Source organism: Noviherbaspirillum sp. (assembly GCF_036563305.1).
GTDB lineage: Bacteria > Pseudomonadota > Gammaproteobacteria > Burkholderiales > Burkholderiaceae_D > Noviherbaspirillum.
The window spans coordinates 51,203-63,869 of sequence record NZ_DATCMQ010000013.1; the positions used below are offsets into that span (position 1 = coordinate 51,203).

At 66.4% G+C, this 12,667-nt stretch carries 12 protein-coding genes; 9 read left to right on the forward strand and 3 right to left on the reverse strand.

Annotated elements, in window-relative coordinates; genetic code table 11:
- Positions 1 to 142 precede the first annotated feature (142 nt).
- The 9 genes from VIM12_RS10675 to VIM12_RS10715 all read left to right on the forward strand — a co-directional run bounded on the left by VIM12_RS10675 (position 143) and on the right by VIM12_RS10715 (position 9,709).
- On the forward strand, positions 143 to 868 hold the full coding sequence (locus tag VIM12_RS10675) for a 16S rRNA (uracil(1498)-N(3))-methyltransferase (RefSeq protein ID WP_331941612.1): 726 nt from the start codon (positions 143 to 145) through the stop codon (positions 866 to 868).
- A 120-nt stretch (positions 869 to 988) separates the two neighbouring features.
- Positions 989 to 1,408 carry a YidB family protein gene (locus tag VIM12_RS10680; protein ID WP_331941613.1) on the forward strand — a complete coding sequence of 140 codons (420 nt, stop codon included), beginning with the start codon at positions 989 to 991 and terminating at the stop codon, positions 1,406 to 1,408.
- Positions 1,409 to 1,448: 40 nt separating this feature from the next.
- Positions 1,449 to 2,312: a M90 family metallopeptidase gene (locus VIM12_RS10685; RefSeq protein WP_331941614.1), complete on the forward strand. Its 864-nt coding sequence runs from the start codon at positions 1,449 to 1,451 to the stop codon at positions 2,310 to 2,312.
- Positions 2,313 to 2,347: 35 nt separating this feature from the next.
- Entirely contained in the window at positions 2,348 to 3,325 is a 978-nt protein-coding gene (locus VIM12_RS10690) for a bifunctional riboflavin kinase/FAD synthetase (protein WP_331941615.1), read from the forward strand.
- 57 nt (positions 3,326 to 3,382) lie between these two features.
- Positions 3,383 to 6,232 carry an isoleucine--tRNA ligase gene (ileS, locus tag VIM12_RS10695; RefSeq protein ID WP_331941616.1) on the forward strand — a complete coding sequence of 950 codons (2,850 nt, stop codon included), beginning with the start codon at positions 3,383 to 3,385 and terminating at the stop codon, positions 6,230 to 6,232.
- Between the two features lie 43 nt (positions 6,233 to 6,275).
- Positions 6,276 to 6,794, forward strand: coding sequence for a signal peptidase II (gene lspA, locus VIM12_RS10700; protein WP_331941617.1), 519 nt, complete (start codon positions 6,276 to 6,278; stop codon positions 6,792 to 6,794).
- Positions 6,795 to 6,878: 84 nt separating this feature from the next.
- On the forward strand, positions 6,879 to 8,072 hold the full coding sequence (coaBC, locus tag VIM12_RS10705; RefSeq protein WP_331941618.1) for a bifunctional phosphopantothenoylcysteine decarboxylase/phosphopantothenate--cysteine ligase CoaBC: 1,194 nt from the start codon (positions 6,879 to 6,881) through the stop codon (positions 8,070 to 8,072).
- A 71-nt stretch (positions 8,073 to 8,143) separates the two neighbouring features.
- Positions 8,144 to 8,593: a dUTP diphosphatase gene (gene dut / locus VIM12_RS10710; protein ID WP_331941619.1), complete on the forward strand. Its 450-nt coding sequence runs from the start codon at positions 8,144 to 8,146 to the stop codon at positions 8,591 to 8,593.
- A gap of 15 nt (positions 8,594 to 8,608) precedes the next feature.
- The gene (locus tag VIM12_RS10715) at positions 8,609 to 9,709 is read left to right on the forward strand and encodes a M48 family metallopeptidase (protein WP_331941620.1); all 1,101 of its coding nucleotides are present in this window, start codon (positions 8,609 to 8,611) and stop codon (positions 9,707 to 9,709) included.
- A 42-nt stretch (positions 9,710 to 9,751) separates the two neighbouring features.
- Here VIM12_RS10715 and VIM12_RS10720 read toward each other — a convergent pair whose 3' ends face one another.
- From VIM12_RS10720 to cysW, 3 genes are read right to left on the reverse strand one after another with little or no spacing between them, the layout of a single operon-like run.
- The gene (locus VIM12_RS10720; protein ID WP_331941621.1) at positions 9,752 to 10,681 is read right to left on the reverse strand and encodes a CysB family HTH-type transcriptional regulator; all 930 of its coding nucleotides are present in this window, start codon (positions 10,679 to 10,681) and stop codon (positions 9,752 to 9,754) included.
- A complete protein-coding gene (locus VIM12_RS10725) occupies positions 10,678 to 11,757 on the reverse strand; it encodes a sulfate ABC transporter ATP-binding protein (protein WP_331941622.1) in 1,080 nt (359 codons plus the stop codon). The genes VIM12_RS10720 and VIM12_RS10725 overlap by 4 nt, the downstream gene beginning before the upstream one ends.
- Complete coding sequence (gene cysW / locus VIM12_RS10730) at positions 11,747 to 12,667, reverse strand: sulfate ABC transporter permease subunit CysW (RefSeq protein WP_331941623.1); 921 nt, start codon at positions 12,665 to 12,667, stop codon at positions 11,747 to 11,749. The genes VIM12_RS10725 and cysW overlap by 11 nt, the downstream gene beginning before the upstream one ends.

A 12,667-nucleotide genomic window follows, 5' to 3' on the forward strand; every position in this document is an offset into this window, starting at 1 on the left:
CGATCCGGCGGAGCATGAAAAGCCCGGTATTTTACCAGACCGGGCATGCCGGCATTAAAATCGCGGAATTCGGAAGCGGCCCCGGAAGCCGCCTCGCCTCCCCCTGCCGCCCGGGGCCTTGCCAAAATAAAAACACTCCGTCATGCCGCGCTTCTACTGTCCTATTCCGCTTGCCGTCGGCGCCGCCGTCGCCCTGCCCGAACACATCGCCCACCACATCCACGTACTGCGCCTGACGCCGGGCGAGCACATCACGCTGTTCAACGGCGAGGGCGGCGAATACACGGCGGTGCTGGCCGGCCTCGACCGCCGGCGCGCCCAAGCCGAGGTCAAGGCCTTTTCGCCCCGCGAGGCGGAATTGCCGTACGCCGTCACGCTGGCCCAGGCCCTGCCGGAAGGCACCAAGATGGACTGGATCGTCGAGAAGGCGGTCGAGCTGGGTGCGTCCGCGATCCAGCCCCTGGCTGCCCGGCGCTGCGTGGTCCGCCTGTCTGCCGAGCGCGCCGGCAAGAAGCAGGAACACTGGCAGGCAGTGATGGCGTCGGCGGCCGAACAATGCGGCCGCAACCGCCTGCCGCACCTGGCGCCACCGGCCGACTTCGGCACATGGATCGGGCAGAGCTGCCTGCACCAGCGCATCCTGTTTTCCCCGCGCGCCGAGCGCAGCCTGGCCGAATGGGCGCGCCACCACCCGCCGCGGGCCATCGCCCTGCTCGTCGGTCCCGAAGGCGGATTCAGCGACGAGGAGGAAGATGGCGCCGTCGCGCGCGGCGCCATTGCCCTTTCGCTCGGCGCGCGCGTGCTGCGCACCGAGACGGCCGGCCTGGCCGCGCTGGCGGTGCTGAACGGCGCCTGGGGCGAAATGTAGGGGTGCGCGGCATCCAGGCGCCCCCCATGTATGCAAATCAAACAACCCGCGAATTCCCCACCGCGGCCGGCGGGTTTCTTCTAAGGTAAGGCTTTGTTCATTCGACCGGGGGAGAGCAACATGGGGCTGCTGGACAGGGCGTTCGACATGCTGGGGGATAGCCATTTTCCGCTCCTGGACTCGCGCACGCGCCTGCTGCAGGCCGCGCTTTCCCTGATCGCCAACAACGGGCAGGCCGGCGGCCTGCACGGGCTGGTGGAGCGCTTCGAGGAAGCGGGACTGGCAAGCGTCATCCATTCCTGGATCGGCGCCGGCCCGAACCTGCCGATCAGCCCGGACCAGATGCAGCAGGTGCTGGGCGAAGGTCATCTGCAGCAGATCGCCGAGGAAACCGGTTACGCCGAGCCGGAGGTGGCCGAACGCCTGAGCGCCATGCTCCCCGACCTGATCGACCAGCTGACGCCGGACGGACACGTGCCGCGCGGCGGCGTCGGCAACATGAGCAGCCTGCTCGACCATTTCATGGGCGGCTACCAATGATTCCACCCGGCGCCCGGCGGAATTGCGCGACAATGCCGGAATGGAATGGCTGACACGACTCTTCAGGCGGCAGGCGCCGCATATCCCCGATCCCCTGTGGCAGTACTGCGTCGAGCGGCTGGACTTCCTGGCGCGGCTGCCGGGTGAGGACCTCGCGCGGCTGAAGGCGTTGTCCGAGGAATTGCTCGGCCAGAAATCCTTCAGCGGCGCCGACGGCCTTGCACTTGACGACGAGACCGCGGTCCTGATCGCGGCCCAGGCCACCCTGCCGGTGCTTAACCTGACGCTGGACCTGTATCGCGACATGGCCGGCGTCATCGTCTATCCGGCCGCCTTCATGATTCCGCAGACCGAGGTCGACGAGGCCGGCGTGGTGCATGAATGGCATGAGCCGGTGTCCGGCGAGGCCATCGATGCCGGAGGCGCCGTGGTGCTGTCGTGGGAAGATGCGCAACAGAACGACACCGCCGGCTATAACGTCGTGATCCATGAATTCGCTCACAAGATCGACATGGGCAACGGCGCGGCAAATGGTTCGCCACCGCTCCTGCCCGCGTTTCACGCCGGACTGTCGCCGCGCCGGTGGCGCACTGCCTTTGCCGAGGCGTACCGGGACTTCTGCGCGCGGGTCGAGATGCTGGAAGACCAGTTGCCGGAAGATTATGCGGATGACAACCCGGCGCATGCGGCACTGTATGACGCGCTCGCAGCCGACCTGCCGCTCGACCCGTACGCGGCAAGGCACCCGGCGGAGTTCTTCGCGGTCGCCTCGGAGGCCTTCTTCGTGCTGCCCGCGCCGCTGGCACGGGACTACCCGGCGGTCTTCGACCTGCTGCGCCAGTATTACCGGCAAAATCCGCTGCAGGGGATTGCCGGGCAGGAAAAGCGGCGAATGCATTTATAATCTCAGGTTTTGCGAACGTTTCCCGCCTATTCCCAATGAAGGTATTCCGCGGACTTCCCAATGCCGCGTCACGCGCGCCCTGCGCCCTGACGATCGGCAACTTCGACGGCGTGCACCGCGGCCACCAGGCGTTGCTGGCCCGGGTGCGCGAGGCTGCGGGGCGGCTGGGGATCGAAGCGGCGGTCATGACCTTCGAGCCGCACCCGCGCGAGTTCTTCGCGCGCGCCGCGGGTGACCTGGCGCGGGCGCCCGCCCGCATCGCCAACCTGCGCGACAAGCTGCAATCGCTGTCCGACGCCGGGATCGACCGGGTGATCGTCGAACATTTCAATGCACATTTCGCTTCAATGTCGCCGGAAGACTTCGTCGAGAAGGTGCTGGTCGACGGCCTGCACGTGAAATGGCTGATGGTCGGCGAGGATTTCTGCTACGGCGCCAGGCGCGCGGGCAACGTGGCCCGGCTGACGGAGGCCGGCCGCAAGCACGGCTTTCATGTCGAGGCCCTGCCGGCGGTGCTCAACGAAGGCACCCGCATCTCCTCCTCCGCGGTGCGCGCCGCGCTGGCGGCCAGCGACTTCGGGCTGGCCGCGCAGCTGCTCGGCCATCCCTATGCGATCTCCGGTCACGTCACCCATGGCAAGAAGCTGGGGAGGACCATCGGCTTCCCCACCATGAACCTGCGCATCGCCCACAAGCGTCCGGCGCTGTCCGGCATCTTCGTGGTCCAGGTGCACGGCCTGGGCGACCAGCCGCTGCCGGGCGTTGCCAGCATGGGCGTGCGGCCGACGGTCGAGGACAGCGGCCGGGTGCTGCTGGAGACCTACCTCTTCGACTATCACGAGCAATGCTACGGGCGCATCGTGCGGGTCGAGTTCCTGAAGAAGCTGCGCGACGAGCAGAAGTATGGCGACCTGCCCGCGCTGACCGCCGCCATCGAGAACGATGTGCAGCAGGCGCGCGCATTCTTCCGCGAGCGGGCGGCGCTCGCGATGACGGCGACCGACCGAATTTGACGATCGACCGCCTGCCCAGCCCGCCCGATCCACCGCATTTTTACGATATAAACCGACATGTCCGAGCAAAAAAACAAGTATCCGGTCAACCTGACCGAAACCGCCTTCCCGATGCGCGGCGACCTTGCCAAGCGTGAGCCGAAGTGGGTCAAGGAATGGCAGGAAAAGAAGATCTACCAGCGCATCCGCAAGGCTTCCAAGGGGCGCCCCAAGTTCATCCTGCACGATGGCCCGCCGTACGCCAACGGCGACATCCATATCGGCCACGCGGTGAACAAGATCCTGAAGGACATGATCGTGAAGTGCCGCAACATGGCGGGCTTCGACGCGCAGTACGTGCCGGGCTGGGACTGCCACGGCATGCCGATCGAGATCCAGATCGAGAAGCAGTACGGCAAGAACCTGCCGACGGCCGAGGTGCTGGCGAAGTCGCGCGCCTATGCGGCAGAGCAGATCGAGCGCCAGAAGAAGGACTTCATCCGCCTCGGCGTGCTCGGCGAATGGGACAACCCGTACAAGACCATGAACTTCAGCAATGAGGCCGACGAGATCCGCGCGCTCGGCACCATCCTGGAGAAGGGCTATGTCTACCGCGGCCTGAAGCCGGTCAACTGGTGTTTCGACTGCGGCTCGGCGCTGGCCGAGGCCGAAGTCGAATACCAGGACAAGCGCGACCCGGCCATCGACGTCGGCTTCCCGTTCGCCGAGCCGGACAAGCTCGCCGCGGCCTTCGGCCTGCCGCAATTGCCGCTGCAACGCGGCTACGCGGTCATCTGGACGACGACGCCATGGACCATCCCGGCCAACCAGGCGCTCAACGTCCATCCGGAGATCGAGTACGCGCTGGTGCGCACCGAGCGCAACGGCGAACCCCTGCTGCTGCTGCTGGCGAAGGACCTGGTCGGCGACTGCCTGCAGCGCTATGCATTGCAGGGCGAGATCATCGCGACGACCCGTGGCGAGGCGCTCTCCGAAATCCGTTTCCGCCATCCGTTCGCCCAGCTCGACAAGGGCTACGACCGCTATTCCCCGGTCTACCTCGGCGACTACGTCACCACCGAGTCCGGCACCGGCATCGTCCACTCCTCGCCCGCCTACGGCGTCGAGGACTTCAACTCCTGCAAGGCGCACGGAATGAAGGACGAGGACATCCTGAACCCGGTCATGGGCGACGGCAAGTATGCGTCCTGGCTGCCGTTCTTCGGCGGCATGACGATCTGGGAGGCATCCAAGCCGATCTGCGCGAAGCTGGAAGAGGTCGGCGCCCTGTTCAAGCTGGTGATGTTCGACCACAGCTACATGCATTGCTGGCGCCACAAGACCCCGGTGGTGTACCGCGCCACGTCGCAGTGGTTTGCCGGCATGGACCGCATGCCGAAGGATGGCGGCCCGACGCTGCGCGAAACCGCGCTGGCGGGCATCGAGGCCACCGCGTTCTTCCCGAGCTGGGGCAAGGCGCGGCTGCACGGCATGATCGCCAACCGGCCGGACTGGACCCTGTCCCGCCAGCGCCAGTGGGGCGTGCCGATGGCATTCTTCGTCCACAAGGAAACCGGCGAACTGCATCCGCGCACGCCCGAGCTGCTCGAGGAAGTCGCCAGGCGCGTCGGCGAGCACGGGATCGAAGCCTGGCAGGCGCTCGACCCGAAGGAACTGCTCGGTGCGGAAGCCGACCTGTACGTGAAGAACAAGGACACGCTGGATGTCTGGTTCGATTCCGGCACCACCCACCAGACGGTGCTGCGCGGCTCGCATGCAGAGCAGTCGCAGTTCCCCGCCGACCTCTACCTCGAGGGTTCGGACCAGCATCGCGGCTGGTTCCATTCCTCGCTGCTGACGTCGTCGATGATCAACGGCCGTCCGCCGTACAAGGCGCTGCTGACCCACGGCTTCGTGGTGGACGGCGAAGGCAAGAAGATGTCGAAGTCCAAGGGCAACGTGGTGGCGCCGCAGAAGGTGTCCGACACGCTGGGCGCCGAGATCCTGCGCCTGTGGGTGGCATCCACCGACTACTCCGGCGAGCTGTCCATCTCGGACGAGATCCTCAAGCGCGTGGTCGAGGCCTATCGCCGTATCCGCAACACCCTGCGCTTCCTGCTGGCGAACACCTCCGACTTCGACCCGAAGAAGGACCTGCTGCCGGTGGAGAAACTGTTCGAGATCGACCGCTACGCGATTGCGCGCATGGCCGAACTGCAGGACGAGATCCTGGGGCACTACCAGGATTTCGAGTTCCACCCGGTGGTGGCGAAGCTGCAGGGCTACTGCTCGGAAGACCTGGGCGGTTTCTACCTCGACATCCTCAAGGACCGGTTGTACACCGGCGGCGCCGATTCCATCGCGCGCCGCTCGGCCCAGAGCGCCATCTGGCACATCACCCAGGCCCTGCTGCGGCTGATGGCGCCGGTACTGTCGTTCACGTCCGAGGAGGCTTGGGCGGTGTTTGCCGGCGCGGACGGTTATGCACGGAGCGACGAGACGATCTTCACACAGACCTACTATCCGCTGCCCGCGCTCGCGGACGGGCCGGCGCTGCTGAAGAAGTTTGCCGCGTTGCGCGAAGTGCGTGCGTCCGTCACCAAGCAGCTGGAAGAACTGCGCGCGGCAGGCGGGATCGGCTCTTCGCTGCAGGCGGAACTGGAGATCAAGGCCAGCGGCGACAGGTTCGATCTGCTGGCCAGCTTCGGCGACGACCTCAAGTTCGTGTTCATCACTTCGCAGGCACGGGTTACCCGGGTCGCTTCCGAGGCGGATGAGGCGGTCGTCGTCACGCCGTCGGCACAGCAGAAATGCGAACGCTGCTGGCACTACCGCGCCGACGTCGGCGCGCATCCCGAGCACGCCGGCATCTGCGGCCGCTGCGTAAGCAACCTGTTCGGCAAGGGCGAAGCCCGAACCTTTGCCTAAACCCGCCGCTCCCGGGACGGGAGCGGCACCTGATCCAGTTGAAATGGCCAAACAAAAGAGCTTCAAGACCCTGTCCGCGAATCCGAAATCCAGCCTCCTGCCCTGGCTCGGTATCGCCACCATCATCGTCCTGATCGACCAGGTCACCAAGGTCACCATCACCCGGATGCTGGCCTACGGCGACTCGCTTCCGGTGACGTCCTTCTTCAACCTGGTGCTGACCTACAACCGGGGCGCCGCGTTCAGCTTCCTCGCCGGGCAGGGCGGCTGGCAGCGCTGGTTCTTCACGGCGATCGCGGTTGCCGCCGTCGTGTTCATCCTTTATCTGCTCAAGCGCCACGCCGGGCAGCGCCTGTTCTGCTGGGCCCTGGCGATGATCCTCGGTGGCGCGATCGGCAACCTGATCGATCGCGTGCTGTACGGACATGTGATCGACTTCCTGGACTTCTACGTCCCGAACTCGCAGCTGCCGCACTGGCCGGCGTTCAATGTCGCCGACATGGCGATCGTCGGCGGCGCTGCGCTGTTCATCATCGACGAGCTGCGGCGTGTCGGCAAATAGCGGATTGCGACAACTGCTACACTACGCCGGGACGCAGGTCCCGGATGTCCGACAGCGGACCTCGACCTCACTTCAGGACTAGGCATGGATCTCGCCGGCAAACGCATCGTACTTGGCCTCAGCGGAGGCGTCGCCTGCTACAAGGCAGCCGAACTGACGCGCGCGCTCATCAGATCCGGCGCGCGGGTGCAGGTGGTGATGACAGACGCCGCCGAACATTTCATCACGCCGGTGACGATGCAGGCCCTGTCCGGCCAACCGGTCTACCGCAGCCAGTGGGATGCGCGCATCGACAACAACATGGCGCACATCGACCTCACGCGCGATGCTGACGCGCTGGTGATCGCTCCCTGCTCGGCCGATTTCATCTTCAAGCTGGCGCACGGCGCCTGCGACGACCTGCTGTCCACGCTGTGCGTCGCCCGTCCGGCTTCGGTGCCGCTGCTGGTCGCGCCGGCAATGAACGTCGAGATGTGGCTCAACCCCGCCACCCAGCGCAATGTCGCCCGCATCCGCGAGGACGGCATCCGGGTGCTCGGCCCGGGCGCCGGGGAACAGGCCTGCGGCGAAACCGGCATGGGCCGGATGCTCGAGCCGGAGCAACTGCTGGCCGAGATCATTGCCGCCTTTCAGCCCAAGGTCCTGGCGGGAAAGCGGGTGCTGCTGACCGCCGGTCCCACCTTCGAGCCGATCGATCCGGTACGCGGCATCACCAATCTCTCTTCGGGCAAGATGGGCTTCGCGGTCGCCCGGGCGGCAAGGGAAGCCGGCGCAGAGGTGACCCTGGTCGCCGGCCCCACCGCCCTCGCCACGCCTTCTGGCGTGCGCCGGATCGACGTGCGCAGCGCCCGCGAGATGCATGAAGCGGTGCTCTCGCAGGTGGACGGCAAGGACGTGTTCATCGCGGTCGCGGCTGTCGCCGACTGGCGGGTGGCCAATGCCAGCGCCCAGAAACTCAAGAAGACGGCGGCAGGCGACGTGCCGTCGCTGCAGTTCGAGCAGAACCCCGACATCCTCGCCAGCGTCGCGGCGCTGCCCGCTGCGCCCTATTGCGTCGGCTTTGCGGCGGAATCGGAAAACCTGCTGCAGTACGGCGAGGAGAAACGCCGCAGGAAGAAGGTGCCGCTGCTGGTCGGGAACATCGGCCATGCAACCTTCGGCAGCGACGAGAATGAACTGGTGCTCTTCGACCAGGATGGCCACAGGCATCTGCCCCGCGCTGCGAAGCAGGCCCTTGCGCGACTGCTGGTCGCGGAGATCGCCGCCCGCCTGGCGTGAGCCGGGCCACCACTGTATCGTTTCGTAAGCGCCGGCCTCGCGCCGGAAGATTGACAATATCCTGAACAAACATGAACACTGTAGACGTCAAGATCATCGACCCGCGCATGAAGGAGCAGCTGCCGGCATACGCCACCCCGGGCAGCGCCGGCCTTGACCTGCGTGCCTGCATCGACGCCCCGCTGGTGCTGCGGCCGGGCGAGACGCAGCTCGTGCCGACCGGTCTTGCCATCCACATCGGGGATCCCGGCTACGCGGCCATGATCCTGCCCCGCAGCGGCCTCGGCCACAAGCATGGCATTGTGCTCGGCAATCTGGTCGGCCTGATTGATTCCGACTACCAGGGACAGCTGATGGTATCGACATGGAACCGGGGACAGGGTGAATTCACACTCAATCCCATGGAGCGCCTTGCGCAACTGGTGATCGTTCCCGTGCTCCAGGTCGGGTTCAGGGTGGTCGAGGAGTTCGGCACCAGCGAGCGCGGCGCCGGCGGCTTCGGCAGCACCGGAAAACATTAAACCAAGGGAGATAAGATGCCTCCAATGCACGCGAAGCCATCGCGTTACCCGCAGCGCCTGCGACAACGGCTGTTCCTGCTGCCGGCGGCGCTCCTGTTTACCGCCTGCGCCACCACCGGCGTTGCGCCGCCGACACCGCAGCCGCAACCGCGAGTCCCCGAGGACCGGCCGGTCGCCGCGGCGCCGACGCCGGAGGAAAACGTGGTTCGCGACCTGATCGCCGCGCAGGACAGGCTGTACCGTGTCGCCGGTCCTCTGCTGACCAACAATGCCGAGCTGTGCAAGTCCTATGCGCGCAACCTGCTCGGCTTCACCGCCAAGACGCGCCACTCGTACTCCCCGGAATACGCGGCGGCGGCACAGAAGGTCACCGGTCTTGGCGACCGGCTGCAGGTGATGGGCGTGCTGGCCGGCAGCGGCGCGCAACGCGCCGGCGTGCAGCGCGGCGACGTGCTGCTGTCGGTGGAGAACCAGGCACTGCCGGAAGGCGAGAACGCCGAACGCCAGGCCGCGACCATCCTCGCCCCGCTGGTGACCCGGCGCTCGGCGGTCCAGATGCGGGTGCTGCGCAACAACGCGCCGGTCACCCTCGACGTACCGCTGACTTTCGCCTGCGGCTTCGGCATCGAACTGGGCAACACGGACAACGTCAATGCCTATTCCGACGGGTATCGTGTCCTGATCACCCGCGGCATGCTGAACTTCACGCGCAGCGACGATGAACTGGCCTACGTGATGGCGCGGGAACTGGCCCACAACATCCTTGCCCATCCTTCGCGCCGCAAGCTCAGCGCGACGCTCGGCGGCATCATCGACAACCTGACCCGGGTCCGGCCCGACATGAGCACCATGACCGGCCTCGCCGGCGTCAAGCCGGTGCCGCAGGACATGGATGCAACCGCCGACCGGCTGGCACTCTACATCCTGGCGCGCGCCAACCACAACCTGGACCAGGTGATTCCCTTCTGGCAGAGGATGGCGGCGCAATATCCGCCGACGATGCTCAACGCTTACACCGCGGGGCATCCCGCCACCGCATACCGGGTGGCGGCAATGGAGCGGACCCTCAAGGATATCCGCGCCAAGCAGGCGGCGAAACGCCCCCTGCTGCCCTGACACGGCGCTTCGCGTCCCGCCGGCAACGGCGGGACGCCTTCCTCATTGCCCGCTCAGGTTGAGTGCGGTCACCACGTCGGAGCGCTTCAGGCCCGGCGCAAAACGCAAGATGAACTCGCAGGTATAGGACCGCAGGTAGGCGCCGCGGCGCACGGCCAGACGCGTGACGTTCGGCGCGAACAGGTGCGACGCCTCGAGCGCGACCAGGCCCGCCGCGCGGTTATGCTCGACCGCCATCGATGCGACCAGGCCGACGCCGAGACCGAGGGACACGTATTGCTGGATGACGTCCGAATCCATCGCCGTCAACACGATGTCGGTCTCCAGCCCGGCTTGCGCGAATGCTTCGTCAATGTGGCCGCGGCCGGTGAAGCCGACGTCGTAGGTGATCAGCGGGTGACGCGCCAGATCCTGCAGGGAGACCGATTGCAGCGCGGCCAGCGGATGCGATTCGGGCACCACGATGACGTGGCTCCAGTGATAGCAGGGAAAGGACACCAGCTCCTCGAACTGGCTCAGGCCCTCGGTCGCGATACCGATGTCGGCCTTGCCCGAGATCACCCACTCGGCGATATGCTCCGGCGAGCTTTGCTGCAGCGCGATGCGCACATCCGGGAAGGCGCTGCGGAACGCCTGCACCACCTGCGGCAGGACATAACGCGCCTGCGTATGGGTGGTGGCAATCGTCAGGGTGCCGCTGCGCTCGCCCGAATACTCCTGGCTGGCCTGGCGCAGGTTCTCCGCCTCGAGCAGCAGGCGCTCGATGATGTGCAGGATCCCCTTGCCCGGCTGGGTCAGACCGGTCAGCCGCTTGCCGTTGCGTTCGAAAATCTCGACGCCGAGTTCTTCCTCCAGCTCGCGTATCTGCCGGCTCACGCCGGGCTGCGAGGTGAACAGCACGTTCGCCACCTCGGTCAGGTTGTAGCCGCGGCGGGCCGCTTCGCGCACCGATCGCAATTGCTGGAAGTTCATGCCCGGCCCCCCTGCCCGCCGTCGACGAAGACCCGCAGGCGCTTCGGCCGCACCAGCAGGGTTTCCCCTTCCTGCAGCGCCAGCGCGTCGTAGCGCTCGCTCGAGATCACCGCTTCGATCACCTGCGCATTGTCCGCCCGCTCCAGTTCCAGTTGCGCCAGCGGTCCGAGCGCATGTGCTCGCCGCAGGCGGGCGACGATGCCTTCGGCGTCGGCGCGATAGCGGTCGATCTCCAGTTCATGCGGGCGCACATACCCGGTGCCCCTGGCGTCCTGCGTCGCGGCATGGTCGGGGGCGTGGAGCGCAAGGCCGCCGTCCTGCAGCACGCCCTCGTGCACGCGACCATGGAACAGGTTGACGTTGCCGAGGAAGCCGTAGACGAACGGAGTGGCCGGATGGTTGTACACCGCGTCCGGCGCGCCGATCTGTTCCACCCTGCCCTTGTTCATCAGCACCACCTGGTCCGCCACCTCCAGTGCCTCCTCCTGGTCATGCGTGACGAAGATGCTGGTCACATGCAGTTCGTCGTGCAGGCGACGCAGCCAGCGCCGCAGTTCCTTGCGCACTTTCGCATCGAGTGCGCCGAATGGCTCGTCCAGCAGCAGCACGCGCGGCTCCACCGCCAGCGCCCGGGCGAGCGCGATGCGCTGGCGCTGGCCGCCCGACAGCTGCGGCGGATAGCGGTCGGCCAGCCAGTCGAGCTGCACCAGTTCCAGCAGCGACATCACCTTCTTGCGGATCGTGGCTTCGGAGGGCCGCTGGCTGCGGGGCTTGACGCGCAGGCCGAATGCGATGTTTTCGAACACCGTCATGTGCTTGAACAGCGCATAGTGCTGGAACACGAAACCCACCTGGCGCTCGCGCACGTGATGTCCGGAGGCGTCGGCGCCGTCCAGGAGAACCTGCCCGCTGTCGGACTGCTCGAGCCCGGCGATGATGCGCAGCAGGGTGGTCTTGCCGCAGCCCGATGGCCCGAGCAGCGCGGTCAGCTCGCCCTGCGGGAAACTGAGCGACACATCGTCGAGCGCGACGAAACTGCCGAAACGTTTGTTGATGTGCCTGACTTCAATGCTCATTGCTGCTCCCGTTTTCATGCAGGGGTTTGAGGGCGGCGCCGCCCGCGCGCCATTCGACCAGCGTCTTGAGCGCCAGGGTGACCAGTGCCAGCAGTGCCAGCAGCGAAGCCACCGCGAACGCCGCTGCGAAGTTGTATTCGTTGTAGAGGATCTCGACATGCAGCGGCATGGTGTTGGTTTCGCCCCGGATGTGGCCGGAAACCACCGATACGGCGCCGAACTCGCCCATCGCCCGGGCATTGCAGAGGATGACGCCGTAGAGGAGACCCCACTTGATGTTGGGCAGCGTGACATGCCAGAAGGTGCGCCAGCCCGACGCGCCGAGCACCAGCGCCGCCTCTTCCTCTTCCGTCCCCTGCGACTGCATCAGGGGAATCAGCTCGCGTGCCACGAAGGGGAAAGTGACGAAGATGGTCGCCAGCACGATGCCGGGCACGGCGAACAGGATCTTTATGTCGTGCTCGCGCAGCCAGGGGCCGAACCAGCCCTGCGCACCGAACAGCAGCACGTACACCAGGCCGGAGATCACCGGCGACACCGAGAACGGCAGGTCGATCAGGGTCAGGAGGATGTTCTTGCCCCGGAATTCGAACTTGGCGATGCACCAGGCGGCGGCGACGCCGAACACCAGGTTCAGCGGCACCGCGATCGCGGCGGTGAGCAGCGTCAGCCGGATCGCGGCCAAGGCATCGGCTTCGACGATGGCTGCGGCATAGGCATCCCATCCCTTCTTCAATGCCTCGGTGAAGACCGCCACCAGGGGCACGAACAGGAACAGGGTCAGGAAGGCGAGCGCGACGGCGATCAGCAGGCCGCGTACCCACCCCGGCTCGACCGTCGCCGCGGGCGCGAAGGCCGCGCGCGGCCGGGCGGCGCCGGCTGGCAGGCTCGAAACAACGGATCCACTCAT

What these genes read in the sequence shown, in the direction of transcription:
- VIM12_RS10675 (WP_331941612.1), top strand. Translation starts at nt 143, where the DNA reads ATGCCGCGCTTCTACTGTCCTATTCCGCTTGCCGTCGGCGCCGCCGTC.
- VIM12_RS10680 (WP_331941613.1), top strand. Translation starts at nt 989, where the DNA reads ATGGGGCTGCTGGACAGGGCGTTCGACATGCTGGGGGATAGCCATTTT.
- VIM12_RS10685 (WP_331941614.1), top strand. Translation starts at nt 1,449, where the DNA reads ATGGAATGGCTGACACGACTCTTCAGGCGGCAGGCGCCGCATATCCCC.
- VIM12_RS10690 (WP_331941615.1), top strand. Translation starts at nt 2,348, where the DNA reads ATGAAGGTATTCCGCGGACTTCCCAATGCCGCGTCACGCGCGCCCTGC.
- ileS (WP_331941616.1), top strand. Translation starts at nt 3,383, where the DNA reads ATGTCCGAGCAAAAAAACAAGTATCCGGTCAACCTGACCGAAACCGCC.
- lspA (WP_331941617.1), top strand. Translation starts at nt 6,276, where the DNA reads ATGGCCAAACAAAAGAGCTTCAAGACCCTGTCCGCGAATCCGAAATCC.
- coaBC (WP_331941618.1), top strand. Translation starts at nt 6,879, where the DNA reads ATGGATCTCGCCGGCAAACGCATCGTACTTGGCCTCAGCGGAGGCGTC.
- dut (WP_331941619.1), top strand. Translation starts at nt 8,144, where the DNA reads ATGAACACTGTAGACGTCAAGATCATCGACCCGCGCATGAAGGAGCAG.
- VIM12_RS10715 (WP_331941620.1), top strand. Translation starts at nt 8,609, where the DNA reads ATGCCTCCAATGCACGCGAAGCCATCGCGTTACCCGCAGCGCCTGCGA.
- VIM12_RS10720 (WP_331941621.1), bottom strand. Translation starts at nt 10,681, where the DNA reads ATGAACTTCCAGCAATTGCGATCGGTGCGCGAAGCGGCCCGCCGCGGC.
- VIM12_RS10725 (WP_331941622.1), bottom strand. Translation starts at nt 11,757, where the DNA reads ATGAGCATTGAAGTCAGGCACATCAACAAACGTTTCGGCAGTTTCGTC.
- cysW (WP_331941623.1), bottom strand. Translation starts at nt 12,667, where the DNA reads ATGAGTGGATCCGTTGTTTCGAGCCTGCCAGCCGGCGCCGCCCGGCCG.